Source organism: Arthrobacter sp. MDB1-55 (assembly GCF_059092925.1).
Genome location: NZ_JBNHID010000001.1, coordinates 599597 through 619010, shown reverse-complemented (window position 1 = coordinate 619010; position 19414 = coordinate 599597). Strand labels below are relative to the sequence as shown.

20 protein-coding genes are annotated in these 19414 nt (G+C 64.4%); 10 read left to right on the top strand and 10 right to left on the bottom strand.

The genetic code is table 11. The annotated features are described in order from the left end of the window. Positions 1-44: 44 nt before the first annotated feature. Both mnmA and AC5RU3_RS03020 read right to left on the bottom strand, forming a co-directional pair. Positions 45-1184 carry a tRNA 2-thiouridine(34) synthase MnmA gene (mnmA, locus tag AC5RU3_RS03025; RefSeq protein WP_309071406.1) on the bottom strand — a complete coding sequence of 380 codons (1140 nt, stop codon included), beginning with the start codon at positions 1182-1184 and terminating at the stop codon, positions 45-47. Continuing rightward, complete coding sequence (locus tag AC5RU3_RS03020) at positions 1181-2392, bottom strand: cysteine desulfurase family protein (RefSeq protein WP_493964835.1); 1212 nt, start codon at positions 2390-2392, stop codon at positions 1181-1183. The genes mnmA and AC5RU3_RS03020 overlap by 4 nt, the downstream gene beginning before the upstream one ends. 96 nt (positions 2393-2488) lie before the next feature. Here AC5RU3_RS03020 and folP point away from each other — a divergent pair, with 96 nt between their 5' ends. Beyond that, entirely contained in the window at positions 2489-3418 is a 930-nt protein-coding gene (gene folP / locus AC5RU3_RS03015) for a dihydropteroate synthase (RefSeq protein ID WP_493964834.1), read from the top strand. Then, positions 3415-4161 carry a dihydrofolate reductase family protein gene (locus tag AC5RU3_RS03010; protein ID WP_493964833.1) on the top strand — a complete coding sequence of 249 codons (747 nt, stop codon included), beginning with the start codon at positions 3415-3417 and terminating at the stop codon, positions 4159-4161. The genes folP and AC5RU3_RS03010 overlap by 4 nt, the downstream gene beginning before the upstream one ends. Here AC5RU3_RS03010 and AC5RU3_RS03005 read toward each other — a convergent pair. The 3 genes from AC5RU3_RS03005 to AC5RU3_RS02995 form a co-directional block, all read right to left on the bottom strand. Continuing rightward, positions 4158-4877 carry a hypothetical protein gene (locus tag AC5RU3_RS03005; protein ID WP_493964832.1) on the bottom strand — a complete coding sequence of 240 codons (720 nt, stop codon included), beginning with the start codon at positions 4875-4877 and terminating at the stop codon, positions 4158-4160. The two genes, AC5RU3_RS03010 and AC5RU3_RS03005, sit on opposite strands and share 4 nt — an antisense overlap. 96 nt (positions 4878-4973) lie before the next feature. Then, the gene (locus tag AC5RU3_RS03000) at positions 4974-5867 is read right to left on the bottom strand and encodes a diacylglycerol/lipid kinase family protein (protein WP_493964831.1); all 894 of its coding nucleotides are present in this window, start codon (positions 5865-5867) and stop codon (positions 4974-4976) included. After that, positions 5864-6004 carry a hypothetical protein gene (locus tag AC5RU3_RS02995; RefSeq protein WP_493964830.1) on the bottom strand — a complete coding sequence of 47 codons (141 nt, stop codon included), beginning with the start codon at positions 6002-6004 and terminating at the stop codon, positions 5864-5866. The genes AC5RU3_RS03000 and AC5RU3_RS02995 overlap by 4 nt, the downstream gene beginning before the upstream one ends. 106 nt (positions 6005-6110) lie before the next feature. Here AC5RU3_RS02995 and AC5RU3_RS02990 point away from each other — a divergent pair, with 106 nt between their 5' ends. The 5 genes from AC5RU3_RS02990 (at position 6111) to AC5RU3_RS02970 (ending at position 9953) form a co-directional block, all read left to right on the top strand. Beyond that, positions 6111-7037: a J domain-containing protein gene (locus AC5RU3_RS02990; protein WP_309071413.1), complete on the top strand. Its 927-nt coding sequence runs from the start codon at positions 6111-6113 to the stop codon at positions 7035-7037. 9 nt (positions 7038-7046) lie between these two features. Beyond that, positions 7047-7541 carry a tRNA (cytidine(34)-2'-O)-methyltransferase gene (locus AC5RU3_RS02985; RefSeq protein ID WP_309071414.1) on the top strand — a complete coding sequence of 165 codons (495 nt, stop codon included), beginning with the start codon at positions 7047-7049 and terminating at the stop codon, positions 7539-7541. Then, entirely contained in the window at positions 7538-8335 is a 798-nt protein-coding gene (locus tag AC5RU3_RS02980) for a methyltransferase domain-containing protein (RefSeq protein WP_309071415.1), read from the top strand. The genes AC5RU3_RS02985 and AC5RU3_RS02980 overlap by 4 nt, the downstream gene beginning before the upstream one ends. A gap of 192 nt (positions 8336-8527) precedes the next feature. Next, complete coding sequence (gene sigK / locus AC5RU3_RS02975) at positions 8528-9145, top strand: ECF RNA polymerase sigma factor SigK (protein ID WP_309071416.1); 618 nt, start codon at positions 8528-8530, stop codon at positions 9143-9145. Between the two features lie 16 nt (positions 9146-9161). Then, complete coding sequence (locus AC5RU3_RS02970; RefSeq protein ID WP_493964829.1) at positions 9162-9953, top strand: anti-sigma factor; 792 nt, start codon at positions 9162-9164, stop codon at positions 9951-9953. Here AC5RU3_RS02970 and AC5RU3_RS02965 read toward each other — a convergent pair whose 3' ends face one another. The 4 genes from AC5RU3_RS02965 to AC5RU3_RS02950 all read right to left on the bottom strand — a co-directional run bounded on the left by AC5RU3_RS02965 (position 9954) and on the right by AC5RU3_RS02950 (position 14085). After that, entirely contained in the window at positions 9954-10712 is a 759-nt protein-coding gene (locus AC5RU3_RS02965) for a PIG-L deacetylase family protein (protein ID WP_493964828.1), read from the bottom strand. A 1-nt stretch (position 10713) separates the two neighbouring features. Next, the gene (locus AC5RU3_RS02960; RefSeq protein ID WP_493964827.1) at positions 10714-11661 is read right to left on the bottom strand and encodes an electron transfer flavoprotein subunit alpha/FixB family protein; all 948 of its coding nucleotides are present in this window, start codon (positions 11659-11661) and stop codon (positions 10714-10716) included. 44 nt (positions 11662-11705) lie between these two features. Then, positions 11706-12524, bottom strand: a complete 819-nt coding sequence (locus tag AC5RU3_RS02955) for an electron transfer flavoprotein subunit beta/FixA family protein (RefSeq protein ID WP_309071420.1) — start codon at positions 12522-12524, stop codon at positions 11706-11708. 130 nt (positions 12525-12654) lie between these two features. Next, complete coding sequence (locus AC5RU3_RS02950; protein ID WP_309123602.1) at positions 12655-14085, bottom strand: S1C family serine protease; 1431 nt, start codon at positions 14083-14085, stop codon at positions 12655-12657. A 293-nt stretch (positions 14086-14378) separates the two neighbouring features. Between AC5RU3_RS02950 and AC5RU3_RS02945 the strand changes: the two genes are divergently transcribed. The 3 genes from AC5RU3_RS02945 (at position 14379) to AC5RU3_RS02935 (ending at position 18831) form a co-directional block, all read left to right on the top strand. Then, positions 14379-16490, top strand: coding sequence for a TPM domain-containing protein (locus AC5RU3_RS02945; protein ID WP_309070926.1), 2112 nt, complete (start codon positions 14379-14381; stop codon positions 16488-16490). Positions 16491-16542: 52 nt separating this feature from the next. Beyond that, the gene (locus AC5RU3_RS02940) at positions 16543-17307 is read left to right on the top strand and encodes a PspA/IM30 family protein (protein ID WP_309070927.1); all 765 of its coding nucleotides are present in this window, start codon (positions 16543-16545) and stop codon (positions 17305-17307) included. A 135-nt stretch (positions 17308-17442) separates the two neighbouring features. Beyond that, positions 17443-18831 carry a cryptochrome/photolyase family protein gene (locus tag AC5RU3_RS02935; protein ID WP_493964826.1) on the top strand — a complete coding sequence of 463 codons (1389 nt, stop codon included), beginning with the start codon at positions 17443-17445 and terminating at the stop codon, positions 18829-18831. On the opposite strand, the gene AC5RU3_RS02930 is transcribed toward AC5RU3_RS02935, so the two are convergent. Further along, positions 18800-19324 carry a DUF6328 family protein gene (locus AC5RU3_RS02930; RefSeq protein WP_309070929.1) on the bottom strand — a complete coding sequence of 175 codons (525 nt, stop codon included), beginning with the start codon at positions 19322-19324 and terminating at the stop codon, positions 18800-18802. The two genes, AC5RU3_RS02935 and AC5RU3_RS02930, sit on opposite strands and share 32 nt — an antisense overlap. Positions 19325-19414 lie beyond the last annotated feature (90 nt).

Below are 19414 nucleotides of genomic sequence, written 5' to 3'. Positions count from 1 at the left end.
AACCGGCAGACGCACAGCGCATTGTGTCCCGGGACGCCGAAGGGTCAGCGCGCTGCCGCAAGGTCCGGCCGCTCAAGCGAGCGGGCGGAATCCAGCGTCGCCTGCCCCAGCACGCGGGTGCCCTGGTAGATGACCACTGTCTGTCCGGGAGCGACACCGCGCATCGGCTCGATCAACCGCACCACGAGACTCTGGCGACCATCGTCGTCGTACTCGACCTGCGCGCGGGCGTCCACGGGGTCACCGTGGGCGCGCACCTGGGCCATGCAGTCGAACTCCTCCCCGCTCTCGACGGCGGGAATGGGCAGACCCGCCCAGGAGACCTTGATGCCCCGCAGCTGATCGACCGCGAGCATGCGCTCCGGACCGACGACTACCGTGTTTTCCTTCGGTCGGATTTCAAGCACGAAGCGGGGCTTTCCGTCCGGTGCCGGGCGTCCTAGTTTCAGGCCCTTGCGCTGCCCGACGGTGAAGGCGTTCGCTCCCGGATGGGTGCCGATGGTTTCGCCGTCCACATCGACGATGTTGCCCTCGGTGAGCTCGATGCGTTCCTCCAGCCAGCCGCGCGTGTCGCCGTCGGGGATGAAACAGATGTCATGGCTGTCGGGCTTGTTGGCGACCGACAGGCCCCGCCGCTCAGCCTCCGCGCGCACCTCGGCCTTGGACGGCGTGTCCGCGAGCGGGAACATCGAGTGCTTCAGCTGCTCATGCGTGAGAACGCCCAGGACGTAGGACTGGTCCTTTGCCCAGTCGGCCGCACGGTGCAGCTCCCGGCTGCCGTCGGCATTCTCTATCACCTTCGCGTAGTGGCCGGTGCAGACGGCGTCGAACCCGAGGGCTAGCGCTTTTTCCAGCAGCGCAGCGAACTTGATCCGCTCGTTGCACCGCATGCATGGGTTGGGGGTACGACCGGCGGCGTACTCGGCGATGAAGTCGTCAACCACGTCCTCCTTGAACCGCTCGGAGAAGTCCCAGACGTAGTACGGGATGCCGAGGATGTCGCAGGCACGCCAGGCGTCCCGGCTGTCCTCGATGGTGCAGCATCCACGGCTTCCGGTTCGTAGGGTTCCCGGCATCCGGGATAGCGCTAGATGAACACCGACGACGTCGTGCCCCGCCTCAACGGCGCGGGCAGCCGCGACGGCCGAATCGACTCCGCCGCTCATCGCTGCGAGTACCTTCATGAACTGAAACCCGTTCCTGCTGTCTGGATGGATGATGCGTGGCCGGACATCCCCGCCTTCCGCGCACGCTCGTACGCGTCGGGCAACGCGGCCACCAAGGTGTCAACGTCCTCAGGCGTCGATGTATGCCCGAGGCTGAATCGCTGGGCACCACGCGCCTCGGTTTCGGTCAGCCCCATGGCCAGGAGGACGTGCGATGGCCGCGGCACTCCGGCGGTGCAGGCAGACCCTGTGGAGGACTCCACTCCCGCCACGTCGAGCAGGAAGAGCAGCGAGTCTCCCTCGCATCCCGGGAAGGTGAAGTGGGCGTTTCCCGGCAGCCGCTGTGTGCGCGGGCCCCTCAGGACAGCTTCCGGAACAACGCGTTCGACGCCGGAAATCAGCTGGTCGCGCAGGCCGGAAATACGTGCGGACTCAACTGAGAGGTTGGTGACGACGTCGTCGGCTGCTGCTGCGAAGGCGGCGATGCCCGCGGCGTCAAGGGTGCCCGATCGGATGTCGCGCTCCTGTCCGCCACCGTGCTGGACAGGGGTCAGTTTCACTGCCCGACCCACCAGCAAGGCTCCGACACCTACAGGGCCTCCGATCTTGTGCCCGCTGATCGCCATGGTGGCAAGTCCGGAATCCGCAAAGGACACCGGAACTGACCCGAACGCCTGAACAGCGTCGGAGTGCACGGGGATGCCGTGGCGGGCAGCGGCAGCGGCAATGTCCGCTATGGGCTGGAGCGCGCCCACCTCGTTGTTGGCCCACATGACGGTGACCAGCGCGATCTCGTCGGCGGCGGCGGCGAGCTCCCGCTCGAGCACGTCCATCCGGACGATCCCCTCGTCGGTGACCGGCAACCAGGTAACTTCGGCGCCTTCGTGACGTTCCAGCCACTCGACGGTGTCCTGAACGGCGTGATGTTCGACGGCGCTGCACAGTATCCGTAGGCGGCGCGGGTCCACGTCGCGGCGGGCCCAGAAGAGACCCTTGACGGCGAGGTTGTCCGCTTCGGTTCCGCCGGAGGTGAAGATGACTTCCGAGGGATGCGCGCCGGCGGCCCGCGCAATGGTTTCCCGGGAGTCCTCGACCACCCGGCGGGCACGGCGGCCCGAGCCGTGCAGCGACGAGGGGTTGCCGCTACGGCTAAGTTCGGTGGTGAGAGCGGCGAGCGCGGGCGCCGAGAGAGGCGTGGTCGCCGCGTGGTCAAGGTACACGGGCACCCCGCAATTCTATCGTTGGGTGTCGCCAAAGCCGAACGGGCCTGTGAGTTGTCTCCCCCGGGAGGAACGGTCAGGAACGCCTGATAGAAATAAGCCGTGGAAAAGCTCCCCGTGCGCACAGGCGCCCAGTTCATTCCCCAACTGCTGCACGCCAGGCATGACTTCGGATCACGGGTCCTTGATTTCGACAACCAGATCGCCCTCATGGCCATCATCAACCGCACTCCTGATTCGTTTTACGACGGCGGACGCACCTTTGCACTGGAGGCTGCGGTGGACGCGTCACTTCACGCAGTCGCCGACGGCGCAGACTGGGTTGACATCGGCGGGGCGCCCTTCGCCCCAGGCCCTGCGATACCGGCCGCCGAGGAAGCTGACCGTATTGTTCCTGTCATCCAGGCCGTGCGGGAAGCCTCCGACGTGGTCATCTCAGCGGACACGTTCCTCCCGGAGGTGGCGGAACAGGCAATCATGGCCGGTGCCAACGTCGTCAATGACACCACCGGCCTGCGCAACCGCGATCTTGCCGCGGTGATCGCGCAGACGGGCGCCCACGTCGTGATCACTCACAGTCTGGCCGAACCGAGGACCGTTCTTGGCCGGCCGAACTACACCGACGTGGTGACCGAGGTAGCCGACTTCCTCGTGCGCCAGGTTGAGCTCGCGGTTTCCCTGGGTATCAGTGAGGACCGGATCCTGGTTGATCCCGGCCACGATTTGAACAAGAACACGATGCACTCCCTGGAGATCACACGGCGGTTCTCAGAAATCGCCGGACTCGGGTACCCGACCCTTGCGGCTGTATCCAACAAGGACTTCATCGGCGAAACCCTGGATCGGCCGAAGAAGGCCCGGGACGAGGGTTCCCTCGCTGCAGCAGTCATGTGCGCGCTCGGCGGGGCGAGGATCCTCCGGATGCATAACGTCACTGCCGCCCGGTCCGCGATCAATCTGATCGAAGCAGCGATGGGGTGGCGTGAGCCGGTCTACCTCCGGCACAACATGGGAGAGTTCAACCAGCCATGATCAACCAGGTCCTCCCGGCGGGTGCCGTCGATCGGACGGACGAGGATCTGCTCGCCCTGTACGCTTACCCGGCCCACAGCCCGTGGGTGCGTTTCAACTTCATCGCCAGCCTCGACGGATCCGCAACCCACCAAGGCGTTTCCGCACCCCTGGGCAACGAGGGCGACCGCCGTTTGTTTGGTCTCCTCCGCAGGTTGTGCGACGTCATCCTGGTGGGAGCAGGGACGGTGCGGGCCGAGGGATACGCAGGACCCCTCGTCAGCGAAGAGGACACCCGGTGGCGCATAGCTCACGGGATGTCCGGCCATCCGGCGCTCGCGATCATCTCCGGCACTCTCGGGCTGGATCGGGACAGCGAGCTTTTCCAACGGTCTCCGGTTCGCCCGGTTCTGTTCACAGCAGCGACTGCGGACCCGGAGCGGGTGCGATCATTCTCCGAAGTGGCCGACGTCGTCGTCGTGGGTGAGGACGGCGCCGATTCCCGTACCTGCGCAGACTGGCTCCATAGCCGCGGGTTGGGACGGATACTGTGCGAAGGCGGACCGGGCATCTTCGGAGGATTCATCGCCGAGGACTCCGTCAATGAGCTGTGCCTTTCAGTGAGTCCCCTGTTGACCGGCGGCGAGGGTACCCGCATTTCGGCCGGCGCTGACAGCCCGCAACTGCGAGCGATGACGCTTGCCTCACTGCTTGAATCGAACTCCGCCCTCTTCGGTCGCTGGGTGAGGTCGGGGGGCGCCTAGCCCGGCGGAACAACCGAGATTCGGCTCCGGATGTCTGCGACGGCGGCTGTGAGATCTTCGTCCGACGGGCAGGACACGACGAACGCCAACCCCGTGCCGGTGGCGTGAAAGAGCCGCAGCGAAATCGCGCTGGCGGGCGTATCCCCCGTCGCCTCCTGGATGTACGTCAGGAACTCGACTGAGGCCTTCGATTTGCCCGCGGACTCTCCCCACAGCCAGTCCGTGATGACCAGATATTCGGGCAGGATACTCGGGTCCATGAAGCGGAACAGAGCCTCGGTGGACGCGCGGTCGTCGCCGTCGACCAGGAGCGGACCCTGTGCGGGTGTGTATCGCAGCGACGCAGTACATCCGGCCTCGCTGACGTAGATGGACTCCCCGTTGACGAGCAGCTTCTTCTGGGTCCAGCCCGGGGTGCGGGTGATGCCGTCGGAGAACGCGACCATATCCGCCTGCTCGATGTACCCACCGCGGTCAAACGTCATGTCGTTGCCCACGATGTCGGCGCGGGGAAGCGGGGGAAGTTCGGGCGGACCGGAAGCCTCCGCCGCTGCGTTGTCCACCGGCGCAGGCTGCACGGGCGTCGTCGTGCTGCTGGCGGGGGTCTCAGCACCCGGCATCACCGGCACTTCTATACGGCACCCGGCGAGCACCGGAGCAAGGCAGAGCAGGACCAGGCACGCCGGAAGCGGTCTTTTGCGCCATGTCTGCACCACGCACTCCCTAATGTCTGGACCTTCCGAATTGCCCTGCCCACTCTACCGAGCGCGGTGCATGGCACCCATGGGGAGGCGTGCCCATACGGTTTGTTCCTACGGTGCGAGCACCCTGAGCGCCCGCGGCACAACGTCGATCTGCACCGGGCCGCCCCCGACCGGCTCGCCATCGGCAAACAGTTCGACGTCCCGCACCTCAAGCTCAACCGACGACACCCGGCGGATGTGGACTGCCCGCAACCGAACATGCCCGCCGGAGAAGAGGAGCGGAAACAGCATAAGAAGACGCAGGCGCGGCAGCGGGTCAATCACGAGGAGGTCCAGTCGACCGTCATCCGGGCGTGCATCAGGTGCAATCAACATGCCCCCGCCGATGGAGCGCATGTTTGCGATGCAGACAAGTACCGCGTGCGGATCGGTCCGGTGGCCGTCGGCGCTCAGCCGGTACTGCGGCGGCCGGAAGAATGGCAGCTCGCGGAACAGCGCCAGAACGTACCGCGCCCGCCCCCGCGGCCAGGACCAGCGGTTCGCCCGGGCGTTCACCACCGCATCCAATCCTGCCGAACAGGCGGCCGCAAACCAGACGTCGGGGCGGTCGGTGCCGCGAATCCGTCCGAGGTCAATCAACCGCGGATCGCCGGTCAGCGACTTCATAATGACGGCGAGCGCGGCCGACGGCGAGCCGAGCGGAACGCCCAGAGACCGCGCGATGTCATTGCCCGTGCCCGCCGGAATGATGCCCAGCGGCACACTGGTACCGGCGAGCGCATTGATCGCCACATGCACGAGACCGTCTCCACCGATTGCGATGAGTCCGTCCGGGTCTCCCGCGAGCGCTGTCTCAAGCTCGGCCTGCAGAGATGAAAGGCCCTGTAGCCCCACCACCCGAAGCGTGTGGCCGGAAGCCTCCAGCCCGGCCAGCGTACCGGGCATTGCGCGTGCGCCTGCGCCGGATCCCGCCGTCGGGTTCACTGCAAGGACAAGTCTCACCGGACTACCCTGCCGTGTGGCTCCGCGATGACCATCGCCTGTGAAACGTCGACGAAGCGGGCTCTTCCACTGTCCTCCCGCTCGCCGCTCAGCCCGTACCAGTCCAACCTGCTCGGTGCCTGATCCTTGCCCGCCATGCTTTCGATGCTATCGGCCCATTTGCCGGAGGTGGACGCACCGTTTACAGTCAAGCGCGGAACCTGCGAACACCGTTCCCGATCCCCTTCCGGATGAAAGGCCACCATGGCAGCCCCCGAACGCACGTACTACGCCGTGCTTGGGGTGAGCAGGAGTGCGACCGCGAAGGAGATCAAGGACGCCTACCGCCGGGCTGCGCGGACGGCCCATCCTGATGCCGGCGGAAGTGCGGAACTGTTCCATGACGTGGCCGTGGCCTATGAGATGCTTGCCGATCCCGAACGCCGCCGGCGCTACGACCGCACACTCGGAGTTGAGGATCCGCTGCCCGATGCCCGGCCGAGATCCAACTCTTCCCGGCCATCGCGGCCCGCCCCATCCGAGGATCACGCCCTGCCGCCCCGGTATGAGCCCCCGTACGACGGCGGCGCAACAGCCGGTCCGGTCCCGCTCACCCTCGCGCAGCAGCAGGTTCACGGTACAGCCCGTCAACCGGGCGCCCTTGCCCGCCTTCGCCCCGGGGCGACGGCGCGATACGACGGGGAACGCGCCACTGCACGCCTCGTCGAGGGCAGCCTGCTGCCCGGCTTCCCTGCGGCGCGGCTCGTCAACGGGCTGGCGTTCGGCGGCGGAGTCGAAGTAGGGCATGCGCTGTTGGCCGGCTACCGCATCGCCGTGGTGGACTCACTCGTGGCGCCGCCGGGGAACTACTCCTGGGACGGACACCGGCTGCGGCACCGCGGGCGGCAGGCCGGCGATGTGCGCATCACCCAGACGGTGCGTCAGGTGCAGGACCTGTTCCCCGAGTGCAACGTGCGCGGCTGGTTGGTGCTTCACGGCAGGCTGGACAATCCGTTCGAGCCGATTGTCGATTACCCGCCCTCCCTCGACCGCTCGGCACTGGCGTCCGTGCACGTCGCCAATGCCGGGACGCTCCTCCGGGAGCTACGGCGCTTCCTGTCCGAGGGTCCTCAGCCCAACACTGTGCAGGTGCCGGTGCTTGCGAGGCTGCTCGACGCGGCCGGACGCTAGGATTGCACAGTGTTCCGCATCCTCTTCTACACGCCCGAAATTCCCGGCAATACCGGCAACGCCATTCGGCTGGCTGCGGTCACCGGAGCTGAGCTCCATCTGGTGGAACCGTTGGGCTTCGACCTCGATGACACGAAGCTCCGACGGGCCGGGCTGGACTACCACGACCTCGCCGTACTGACGGTTCACCCGGACCTCGATACAGCGCTCGGCGTGCTCCGGCCCGAGAGGCTCTTCGCCTATACCTCCGAGGGAACAGTCACTTACTCAGATATTCAGTACCGGCCAGGTGATGTCCTGCTGTTCGGGCCGGAATCTGTCGGGCTTCCCCTCGAGGTGAAGAACCATCCCGCCGTGACAGCCAGGGTGCGCCTCCCCATGCTGCCTTCACGCCGGTCCCTGAATCTGGCCAACTCGGCATCGATCGTGGTGTACGAAGCATGGCGCCAGCAGGGGTTCGGGGGCGCACAGGATGTGCAACCCGTCGCAAAGGAGCACTCATGACCGGCGTAGGTAACCTTTTCGACGACGGCGCGGAGCATTTTGAGCGCCTGGCACCCGTTCTGTGGAACACCATGGGAAACGTGCTGGTGGCCGCCGCGGACCTACACCTGGGACACAGAGTTCTGGACGCGTGCTGCGGCAGCGGTTCGGGTACCATTCCCGCCGCACAGGAGGTGGGTCCCGAAGGACGGGTGGACGCTGTGGACCTGTCTGTCGAGCTGCTTGCACTCGCCGAAGCAAAGGCAGCCGCGCTGGATCTCAGCTCGATCAACTTCGTGAACGCAGACGCCTCCACCTGGACCTCGGGCGAACCCTATGATGCAGTGCTGTGCGGGTATGGCCTCTTCTTCCTTCCCGACATGGCTGCCGGCGCCGTCCACCTCGCGTCGCAGTTGCGCAGCGGCGGCAAGCTGGCGGTGAGCACCTGGCAGGAACACGCCCACGAACCCTTCGCATCGCTCCTGCGCGAGGTGTGCTTCGAGGAACAGCCGCAGTTGCGGGAAGCTGCTGTCCCCAAACCGACACGCCAGATGGCAGAGGTCGCATCGGCCGAGAAACTGCATGCTTTCCTCACCACAGTGGGGTTCGAGTCGATTGAGGTACACGAGACGCCCCTGCAGGTACCGCTCGACGCCGAACTGGCCTGGACGCTGGTACTCGGCACGGGGTACCGCTTCATGCTGCCGTCCGACCCGGACGGCAGGGAACGGGTACGAACGCGGTTCCTCGAAAGCCTGGGACAGGACATGACCCTCAACGCTGACTCGTTGATCGCCGTCGCGACCCGCTCCTAGCCCCCAGCGTAGGCCGACCCATCCGTTTCGCCCGCCGTTTCGAATGAGGGGTAGTACCGGCAGCAGGCCGGTGAAGACTGGCGCAGAAACGGGCGGTGCAGCATGGGCGGAACGGTGGTTGGTCACGTACTGACCCGCGCGGCCGCTCGACCTGTTCGGGATACCCGGCGGGGCGCTTTATGCTTGAAACCTATGGATACGCCACGTGTGAGCCGGATAACGCCCGCCAGGTCGGACCCCGACCAGGCTGCCGGTGAATCCTCAGGAGCGGTTGACCTCGCTGATCTTCTAGCGCGGGTCGCCCTGCAGGACCAGAGCGCCTTTGCTGAGTTCTATGCACAGACCTCCCGCAGGGTTTACGGCCTCGCCCGACGAGTGCTCATCGATCCCGAACTCAGTGAGGACACAACGCAGGAGGTTTACCTGCAGGTGTGGAACATGGCCGACCGTTTCAACCCGGACGCCGGCAGCCCTATGGCTTGGCTCATGACTCTGGCGCATCGCCGGGCCGTGGACAGAGTGCGCTCCGAACAGAGCTCCACCGACCGGGAGGCTCGGTACGGAGCGGCGATGCAGGTGAAGGACCATGACGACGTCGTCGATACAGTGACGCAGCGCCTGGAGGCCGAAGCTGTGGTCCAGTGTCTGGAAACACTGACGAAGACGCAGCAGGAGTCCGTTCGGCTCGCTTATTACGGCGGCCTGACGTATCGCGAAGTGGCAGAAAAACTTGGCGTGGCGGTGCCCACGATCAAGTCGAGAATCAGGGACGGACTGATTCGGTTGAAAACATGTTTGGGGGTGAACTGAGATGCAGGACAAGGAAATGAACAAGCACTTTACAGATGATCTCCGGCAGGACGTGGCCAAAGGCCTGGTCGCCGAGTGGGCCGAGATGTACGCCCTGGATGCTGTGACTGACGAGGAGCGCACCACACTCGAGGACTACATCTCAGACGCCGCTCCCGAGGTACGCGAGACCTTCCACCGCCGGGTCCGCTCGACACGTGAGGCACTGGCGCAGTCGTTCGCAACCCATGAGGAAGAACCCCCCGCCGACCTGCTCTCACGCATTGTTGCGAATCTTCCGGCTGACGGACCGTCAGCTGCCGAGCCGGCAGGCGCTTCAGCGACGGATGAGTTGAGCGCACGCCGCAACGCGCGCCGGGGCCAGTCCCCGGCCGCGAGGTGGCTGCTCGCCGCCGCGGCTGCAGTGGTCGTTGCCGTCGGCGGTGTCACTGTGGCGCAGAACCTGCAGCCACCATCAGTTCAGGAGCAAGTTCTGCAGGCGGACGACGTCCAGCGCGAAGAGGTTGAGATCGGTGACACCGGTACCGCTGTACTGGCGTTCTCGGAGTCCCGGGATGCAGCCGTCGTTACCCTGGACGGTGTGCCGTCCCCGCCGGAAGGCAAGGTCTACCAGATGTGGCGGGTCCCTGCTGACGGTGCTTCCCCTGAATCGCTGGGGACGATGACCGGCGAGGACGTCGCCCATACCGAGCTGGCTATCGAAGGCATCAACACCTACAGCGGACTTGCGATTACTGTGGAGCCGGAAGGCGGATCTGAGACGCCGACCCTTCCGATCGTCGTGCAGATTCCTTTCGGGGACGCCTAGTCAGAAACCGGCAATCGTCTCGTCAGTGTTGATAGGCACAACCTGGAAGACTTCCGCGCTGCGCCCTTCCGGCAGACCGCCACGGCGAGCATTGGCGGCGAGAAACCCCCGGACTGCGCTGTCCATGCGCTCGATGTCAGGGTGCTGGCTGGCGTGGAACCGCAGAGCCCGCATCTTGTCTTCCACGTGGTCGGTCACGTCGACGAAGTGGTTTTCGAGTTGGGTGGGCCCGCCGAAGAACCAAAGCCACGGCACCCGGTAGGCGTCGAGTCCCCGGGCGGCGAGTTCAGGGAAGGCGTACGGATTTTCCACGGCCGGATAGATCGCGCGCGCCACCGCTTCCCCGCATGCGAGGTGATCCGGATGGCTTTTCTGAATTCGCTCCCAGTTGCGCTCAGGGTGCATGGAGAGGACTACCTGCGGACGCACCGTTCGAATGAGTTCAACAACGCTCGCAACGAGCTCTTGGCTAGGCTCCAGATAGCCATCCCGATGACCAAGAAAATGCACATTCTCAACACCGACCAGACGCGCAGCGGCGCGCTGCTCCTCGCGACGCAACTCCACGATGTCGGGCCGGTGCTCGTCGGAAAATCCCCCGGCATCACCGTCGGTCATGATGCAGTACTCAACGACGACGCCGCCCGCACGCCATCGTGCGACCGTCCCCGCCGCACCGAAATCAATGTCATCCGGGTGCGCTACGAAACAGAGAACACGGCTCACGCCGTCCAACGACTGTTCAGGGACTTTGGCCATTTCAGCTCTGGCGCTTCTTGATTTCTTCGGTCGCTTGCGGCAGGACGGTTGCCAGGTCTCCCACAACGCCGAAGTCGGCGATCTCGAACACCGGGGCATCCGGATCCTTGTTGACTGCGACGATCACCTTCGCGGTCTGCATTCCTGCCTTCTGCTGGATAGCACCCGAGATACCAGCCGAAATGTAGAGCTGCGGGGAGACCGTCTTGCCGGTCTGGCCGATTTGAGCCGAATGATCGATCCACCCGGCGTCGGTCGCTGCCCTTGACGCCCCGACAGCTGCACCCAACGCATCCGCGAGGTCTTCGACGGGACCAAAGTTACCGTCCACTCCCCTGCCGCCGGCCACCACGATCCGGGCTTCATCCAACGACGGCCTGCCGCTCGCAGTCTTTTCGGTCCGTCCTGTAATGCGTGCGGCCGCGTCCGGCACTGCCACGTCCACCGTGCGTATTTCGGGCGCGGAACCGCCCTCCGGGTTTGCAACCTCGATGGTATTGGCCTTGACCGTGATGATGGGACGTCCGGTCGTCACGGCGCAGTTCACGCTGTATGACCCTGCTAAGACCGATTTCGTCGCACTGAAGTCCTCATTCACCGCTACTGCATCAGTGATGACGCCCGAGGACAGACGGATACCGGTCCGTGCTGCGATCTCCTTGGCTTCGAACGTGTTGCCGAGGAGCACGGCGTCGGCCTGTGATTCCTGGGCCGCTGCGGCGAGGAATGCGGCTTTCCCTGCCACCAGCAGCTCACCAAGCCCATCGGATGAAGGACGGTAGACGGTCCCTGCGCCGTAAGCGCCAAGCTCCGCTGCAACGCCGTCGGTCAGGTCACCGAGCACCGCGGCCGCCGGCTCGCCGAGGCTTCCCGCAAGGGTCAACAGTTCTCGATCGGTCTTGTGCAGGTTCTTACCGGGCGTGTCGATGTATACGAGGACTTTTGCCATACCAAAGGCTCCTTGAAGAGTTGTGTCGCTGGGAGGCTCTGCGGTCAGAGCAGCTTTTGCTCGGCGAGGAAGTCAACCAGCCGGCGTCCGGCGTCGCCTTCGTCGGTGATGATGACGCCTTGCGAGCGCGGCGGGCGCTGCTGCGCCTCATTGACCCGGGTCCAGGCACCTGTGAACCCGACCTCCGAAGCCTCCAGTCCGACGTCGGCCAGACCGAGGGTGGTGATCTGCTTCTTCTTGGCCGCCATGATGCCCTTGAAGTTCGGGTACCGCGGCTCATTGATCTGGTCCGTAACCGAGACGACTGCCGGAAGATTGCTTTCCACGGTCTCGGCCACATTGTCGCTCTCGCGCTGCGCCGTGAGCTGCCAGGCGCCGCCGTCGTGCTGCAGTTCCAGTTTCGAGGCGAACGTGACCTGCGGAAGGTTGAGCAGTTCAGCGAGCTGTGCCGGGACAAGGGAGGTCTCCCCGTCGGTGGAGGCCATGCCGGTCACCACCAGATCGACGTCGCCAAGATGGCGCACGACGGCGGCGAGGGCACGCGACGTGCCGGAGGCATCCGATCCGGCCAGGGCGTCGTCACTGAGATGGACGCCCTCGTGGGCACCGATTTGCAGGGCCTTCTTCACGGCATTGACCGCCTGCGACGGACCCATTGTGACGGCCGTGACTTTGTGGTCCGTTCCACCCAGGGCTTCCACCAGCTGCAGTGCCGCTTCGAGAGCGTACTCATCGAGTTCCGACAGGATGCTTTCCGAGCGATCGGTGGTGTTGTGCTCTCCGTTGAGGTGACGGTCGAACTGCGCATCCGGTACGTGCTTCACCAACACTGCGATATTCAGCGCGGAATGTGTCTCGTCCATTGGTGCCTTTCCTCCGGCTAGTAGCTGCCCGCACACAAGCTAACCACACAGGCATGCCGTTTACCGCAGCTATATGACGAAGCAGCAGCCCCCTCGAACGGGGGCTGCTGCTCGGTGGTTTTCGCTTGCTCTAGGCGGGTGCCTGTCCGACCGTGACATCGAGGGTCAGGGTCTCCTCACCGCGTTTCAGTTCCACCTGGGTGGACTCCCCTTCGGCGAGCATCCGTACCGCTGCGGTCAGGGACTTCGGATCCTCAATCGACAAGTCGCCGACTCGGGTGATGATGTCCCCTTCCCTGATACCGGCGGATTCTGCCGGGCTGCCGGCCTCGACGGACTGGACCTGGGCGCCGACGGAGAAGGAACTGCCCTCCCCGCTGCCGGATGCGGCGCCGACACTCACCCCGAGGAACCCGTGGGTCGCCTCGCCGTTGGCGATGATTTCCTCAGCCACGCGCTTCGCGTAGTTGATCGGGATCGAGAATCCGACGCCGATGTTGCCGGCGCTCTCGCCCGTTCCGGCCGACGCGATTGCCACGTTCACGCCGATGATGTGGCCCTGTGAATCGACCAGCGCTCCTCCGGAGTTCCCCTGGTTGATCGCCGCGTCGGTTTGAATCACATTGAGGTAGATCGAACCCTGGCCTCCCTGCTGCGGCGCCTGGGAGCCGTCAGGCGGGAGGAAGTTGAATCCGTCGCCCGGATCCTGCTCGGGTGCGTCGGCCTGTTCTTCCGGAACCGCCGAGGACTGCACGCTGATGGTCCTGTTGAGGGTCGACACGATGCCGTCCGTGACGGTTCCGCTGAGACCAAGGGGTGCGCCGATCGCGATGGCGACGTCTCCCACGTTCAGTTCGGAGGAGTCCGCCAGTGTTGCCGGCTGGAGGTCCGGAGCGTCGATCTTGATCACTGCAAGGTCGGAGAGCGGGTCTGTTCCGACGATCTCTGCCGGGAAAACCCGCCCGTCATTGGTTCGGACTTCTACTGCCGCGTCTGCAACCTGGCCGCCGAGGGTCACCACGTGCGTGTTGGTGAGAATGTGGCCCTCCGCGTCGAGAATGATGCCCGACCCGGATCCCCCGGAACCGCCGCCGTTGACGGAGATAGTCACTACGCTGGGCGAGGCTTTGGCAGCAGCGCCAGTGATTTCGTTGACGTTCTCGGTGTCGTTGACCACAACGGACTGCGCCTGCGAGCCGCCGTTGTTTGAGGCCGGGTCGCCGGAGTCCAGCAGCGCGTCGGCACCGACAGCGACGCCACCGCCGAGGAGGCCCGCAACGAGCATTCCCGTAATGAACGTGCCTGTTCCCACCCGCTTCTTGGACTCGCGCTTCTTCGGGGGTCCGCCGGGGGTGGCGTAGGGTCCATATCCATTCGCCGTGCCCTGCGGCCGTGGATGTGCCGCGAAGGAGTCCCCGCGTTCCTGTCCGGTTGTGTCGATCGGCGCCGTGAGGGGGTGGGCCTGATGCTGTTGCGTGGGCGGGATATTTGGGTTGTGGCTGGGGGGATTCTGCGGGCGGGGTGGAAGCGGTCCATCGTACGACCCGTTGTTCTCGGTCATCGTTTGTCCTTTCACTGGTGCTTCCTGAAGTATGGCAAATCAGGCTGTATTAAAAGCTGATGTTTCCTGTACGAGCGCTGTGAACCAGCCGAATGGAGCCTTCACTTTCATTCTCCCGCATAGGCCGATCTGTCGCACCGTATGCAGTTTCGCTCGGGGCATAGCGCTCTCGGTGGACTGCCCCAGAAGCGCGCCATAGAATCGCAAGCAGGCGGACCGGGGGATTAATGCCTTGCATTACGGCGGTTCGCCCGTTCCCGGAGCGCCCGGCGGACATGGCTGAAGGGTTGTGAATGAAGTCAAGCATCACGCGCGTCTGCTCCGCCGCGGGAGTTGGAACACTGGTTCTGCTCAGCCCACTCCTCGCAACTCCGGCATTTGCCGTTGACCCGGTCGACTTCAGTTCTGAGACCGTGATTGACCAGGCTGATGTCCTCTCCGACGCAGAGCAGCAACAAGTGGAGCAGGCGATCGGGCAGCTGCAGAGCGAGCACGGCTATACCCTGCACGTTGCCTACATCGATTCCTTCAGCAACCCGTCCAGCCCCCGCGACTGGGCCGCGGCAACTGCTGAAGCGAGCTCATTTCAGGCCGACGACGCGATTTTCGTTGTCAGCGTCGATGAAAGCAGAGGTGGCATTCTCGCCGATAGTTCAAGCGAGATCGACAATGAATCCACAGCTATCTACGAGAGTCTCGCCAGACCGGAGCTGAGTGGGGGTGACTGGGCAGGGGCTGCGATCGCAGCCGTAACCGGGGTTGACCAGGTTCTCGACGGCGGCGCCATTGGTACCGCCGGGACTTCCGCCGACGGCGGGGGTGGGGGCTCATTCCTTTTCATCGGCGGGCTACTCGTACTTGCCGGAGTCGGCGGTTACTTCTACCTGAGATCCAAGGGTAAAAACCGCGGCTTGCAGCAGCAGACCCAGTCGGCCTCAGAGATCGAGTTCGGACCGGGCCGCGGAGCGGACGGTCAGGTGCTGGATCCGCTGGCGTCACTCAGCGTGGAAGATCTCCGGCGCCGTGCCGGAACCCTGCTCATCGCAGCCGATGACGCCATCAAGTCCAGCGAGCAGGAGCTGGGTTTCGCCCAGGCCCAATACGGTGATGAGGCAGTTAAGCCCTTCGCGGAGGATATCGCCGCTGCGAGGGCTCACATGAGCGAGTCCTTCAAGTTGCAGCAGCAGCTCGACGACCACATCCCCGACACCGAAGAGGATCAGCGGAAGTGGCTCGGCGACATCATCCGCAGGTGTGAGTCAGTCAACGCCAGCCTCCAGGAGCACAAAGCCGATTTCGATGCCCTGCGGAAGCTGGAACGCAATGCGCCCCAGGCCCTCGCTGAGGCACAGGCCGCAGCTGCGGATGTCAGCGCACGTCTTGCGGCGGCAGAGGGAACGCTGCGCCAGCTTCAGGGACGTTACGCTGGCTCAGCCACATCGCAGATCGAGGACAATGTTGACCAGGCACGGGAGCGGCTGCAGTTCGTCGACAACGCTGCTTCGACAGCCCAGAGACACCTGACAGAGGGCAACACCAGCGCGGCAGTTGTAGCCGTCCGAGCCACTGAAGAAGGGGTCCACCAGACAAAGGTCCTGCTGGAAGCCATAGACCGGCGTGCCGCCGAGCTGTCCACCGCTGAGCGGGAGATGGAAAGAGCCGTGTCAGAGACGGCCCAGGACCTTGCCCAGGCACAGGCGATGGTCGCTGCTGGATCCAATCCGGAACTTGCAGGTCCAGTTGCCGGTGCAACCGCCGCCCTTGAGTCTGTACAGCGGGAGATTGCGTCGGGCAGGATCGATCCCGTCTCGCTTCTTCAGCGGGTCGAGAACGCCCACACACAGCTTGACGCTGCCGTTGGGGGCGTCCGTGACCAGGCGGAGCAGACCCGCCGGGCACGCGAGACGCTGCAGCACACCATCATGGCTGCCCAATCACGGATATCCGGTACCGCCGATTATATTCGGGCTCGACGCGGAGGGGTGGGCAGCGAAGCCAGGACACGTCTGGCCGAAGCGGAACGCAACCTCGATTACGCGGTGCGCATTCAGTCGCAGGATCCGGTCACCGCGTTGTCGCACGCTCAGCAGGCCGTGTCACTTGCGGAGCAGGCCGGCCAGATCGCGCAGAGCGATGTGGACGGCTTCGGCGGAAGGATGGGTGGTTTCGGTGGAGGCGGTATGTTCGGTGGCCGTGGTGACGGCATGGGGGGTGCCCTGCTCGGCGGTATCCTGATCGGCTCCATCCTCAACGGTGGCGGCGGCCACGGTGGGGGCTTCTTCGGCGGAGACGGCGGAGGCTTCAGCGGCGGGGACGGCGGCATGTTCGGTGGAGGCGGTTTCGGCGGGTTCGATGCCGGCGGCGGCGGTTTCGGTGACTTCGGAGGCGGCTTCGGAGATTTCTAGGAGAGCGACCTCAACCAGGCAGTAAATAGTCAGGCAGATCGAAAGGTATCCCATGGTAAAGCAATCAATATTCGGACGTATGGCAACACTGGCAAAGGCCAACATCAACGCGCTGCTTGATCAGGCGGAAGATCCGCAGAAGATGCTCGACCAGATGGTGCGCGATTACTCCAACAGCATCGCGGAGGCCGAAAGTGCGGTTGCGCAAACCATCGGCAACCTGCGGATGCTGCAGGAGGATTACAACGAGGACCGGGAGAACGCCCGCACCTGGGGCAACAAGGCCCTGGCAGCATCCAAGAAGGCCGACGAGTACCGGGCGTCCGGTGACACGGCGGACGCTGAGAAGTTCGACAATCTGGCCAAGGTCGCGATCCAGCGCCAGATTACCGCCGAGAACGAGGCCAAGGGCGCCGAGCCGACCATCGCGTCTCAGACTGAGATCGTGGAGAAGCTCAAGGGCGGGCTTAACCAGATGAAGGGGAAGCTCAACGAGCTGACCAGCAAGCGTGATGAGCTCATCGCCCGCTCCCGCACGGCAGCAGCTCAGGCGCAGGTTCATGACGCCATGAAGAGCATCGACTTCATGGATCCCACCAGTGAAGTCGGCCGATTCGAAGAGAAGATCCGTCGCGAGGAAGCACGCGTCCTCGGGCAGGCTGAACTTGCCAACTCAAGTCTTGACGCGCAGTTCGAAAGCCTGGAGGACCTCGGTGAGCAGAGCGAGATCGAGGCCCGGCTCGCCGCTCTGAAGTCTGGCAGCGCAGGCGCCGGCCAGTCCGCCATCGAGCAGGGTGAGGAAGTTCCCAAATACTGACGGCAGTTCCTGAACGCGAGACGGCGGTTCCTGGCGGAGCCGCCGTCTTGTATTCAGGCCTCCTGCCCTATCGAAAGCGCATAAGGCTAGGGCCGGCATAAACGACGCCTGTAGCCCGCCGGTAGATTGACCAGTATGGCTCTGACCGTAGTATGGCTTCGCGACGACCTCCGTCTAGCCGACAACCCTGCCCTGCACGCAGCAGCGGAGAAGGGTGACGTCGTCGTCTGTTACGTGCTGGATGAGGCGAGCGAGGACATAAGACCGCTCGGCAGCGCCTCCCGTTGGTGGCTCCATCACTCCCTGACGGCCCTCTCCGCTGGACTCGAAGCGCGCGGAATCCCGCTGGTCCTTCGGGCGGGCCGGGCTTCGGATGCAATACCGCGCCTTGTCGAAGAGGCAGGAGCGGATGCCGTCTACTGGAATCGTCGGTACGCGCAGGCCGAGCGAACTGTTGATGCGTCACTCAAAGCGTCCTTGCGCGCCGGCGGATGTGAGGTGAGCAGCTTTCAGGCGAACCTGTTGTTCGAACCGTGGGAGGTAACTACCGGAAGCGGCTCCCCGTACCGGGTGTTCAGTCCCTTCTGGAGGGCTTGCCGGCGCCTGCCCGACCCGCGCATGCCTCTCGAGGCTCCGTCCGCCCTGAGGGGTCCTTCACTCCCCTCTGCTGAGCTCGACAGCTGGCAACTGCTCCCCCGCACTCCTGACTGGGCAGGGGGTCTCCGTGAGACATGGACGCCGGGTGAGAAGACGGCACAGGATCTGCTTGCGAATTTCCTCAGTGACACTGTTGACGGTTACGCACAGGCCCGGCAACTGCCCAATGTGGAGGGCACGAGCCGTCTGTCTCCTCACCTCCGGTTCGGCGAGATCAGCCCCTTTCAGGTCTGGCATGCCGCTCGCGCCGGATCAGCACCATCGGCAGCAAATGACCTTGCCGTCTTCATCCAGGAGATCGGTTGGCGTGAGTTCTGCTGGCAGCTGCTCTATTATCACCCGCACCTCGCCACCGACAACTACAGAACGGAATTCAACGCCTTTCCGTGGCAGCAACCGGACCCGGAGGAACTGAACGCCTGGCGTTATGGCCGCACGGGTTATCCCCTGATTGACGCCGGGATGCGTCAACTGTGGCACACCGGCTGGATGCATAACCGGGTTCGCATGGCCGTCGGATCATTTCTTGTGAAGAACATGATGGTGGACTGGAGAGTGGGCGAACAGTGGTTCTGGGACACCCTCGTTGACGCAGATCCGGCGAATAATGCCGCGAACTGGCAGTGGGTGGCCGGCTCGGGAGCAGACGCCGCCCCCTATTTCCGCATCTTCAATCCAGTAACTCAGAGCAGGAAGTTCGACGCCGCCGGCGACTACCTCCGGCGGTGGGTGCCGGAGCTGCGCTCCGCAGCCCATGTCCACGAACCGTGGAAGGACGCGCCGCCGGGATACCCCGCGCCGCTGCTCGATCTCAAAGACTCACGCAACAGGGCGCTCACCGCATACCAGGAGCTGCGTCAGGGTTAGCAGCTCTCACCGACCGCCGCTTGAGCATCTCTGGAACGACCACCCAGAGAGCGAGAATGAGCACGAACAGACCGCCCGCAGTAATGGTTCCCGCCGTCCGGTTCAACACGATATCGAAGATGAGACCGGTGGTCCCCACCAGGACCAGCGCTACCAGGAGCATGGTCATGCGCAGAATCCGGTCTGCGTTGCGCACAAGCGTTTCCTTGATCCTCAACCGGAAGAACGTCCGGTGCATGATCACGGTGCTCAGCAGCAGCGCCGTGATGAGGGCGGAGAGCACCACCAGGACCAGATACACGGTCACTTGGAACGCATCAAGATCGCTGAAACGGGACTGGAAGGGCAGCGTCAGGAGGAATCCCGTGAGGATCTGGATACCGGTCTGAAGCACGCGGAGTTCCTGCAATAGTTCAAGCCAGTTACGGTCGACGCGTTGCAGCGCGGTTTCTCCCCGTTCTTCATCACCACCCACCGGTCCCTGATCGATCATGGACATAGTGTAGGTGAGCGGCGCTGCCGACGGGCGAAACCGGCTAAGGAAACAGAGAAGGTCCTGGAAGCCGAACTTCCAGGACCTTCA